Source organism: Phenylobacterium sp., from assembly GCF_036963605.1.
In the GTDB taxonomy this organism is placed as follows: Bacteria; Pseudomonadota; Alphaproteobacteria; order Caulobacterales; family Caulobacteraceae; genus Phenylobacterium.
The window spans coordinates 1-606 of the sequence record NZ_JBALUY010000153.1 but is presented as its reverse complement, the minus strand read 5'-3'; the positions used below and the strand labels follow the sequence as shown (position 1 = coordinate 606).

The 606-nt window shown below is 62.7% G+C and carries 1 pseudogene; it reads right to left on the bottom strand.

The window, feature by feature from the left end:
- Positions 1 to 324 (bottom strand): annotated as a pseudogene (locus tag V7702_RS16815) (NAD(P)-dependent oxidoreductase); the annotation flags it as partial.
- Positions 325 to 606: the final 282 nt, after the last annotated feature.

Here is a 606-nt window from a genome sequence, read left to right as displayed (position 1 = left end):
GCAGGCGCCTTCGCACAGGCGGTCCTGGGGACAGATGCGGCCGCAGATCTCGGGCATGGCGCTGGTGGCTTCGGACAAACGCCAGGCTTCCTCGACCCGGCCTTCCGCCGCCAGGCGCAGCCAGTCGGGAATGTTGTTCTGGAGCGGGCAACCGGACTGGCAGAACGGCACGCCGCACTGGGCGCAGCGGCTGGACTGGCGCGTGCCTTCAGCGACCCGGAACGAGGCGTAGATCTCGTCGAAACCGTGCACGCGTTCGGACGCGGCGGCCTTCGCAGGACCGGCGTGTGGAACGGTCACGAACTTCTGGTTCGCGTCAGCCAAGATCTATCCCTTCTCGCAAGTGCGGGCGAAAACCCTATGGCGACGTGGTTCTTGGCGCAATAATTTAGTCGCGCGCAAGGGCCGGTAGCGTGAATTTGGCAACAATTGTGCTCCGACCACGGCAAAGCCTCTTGCGCATTTCGCAAATGCGTTAAACAGTTCGCACCTGCGGGATAACCAACTGGGGGTAATATCAGTGACCAAGATCTGGAACCGACTGCCCGGCTTTGTCGGGCTATGCATTCTCACCATGGCCCTGTTCTACGCGGGCGGGGCGTTCGC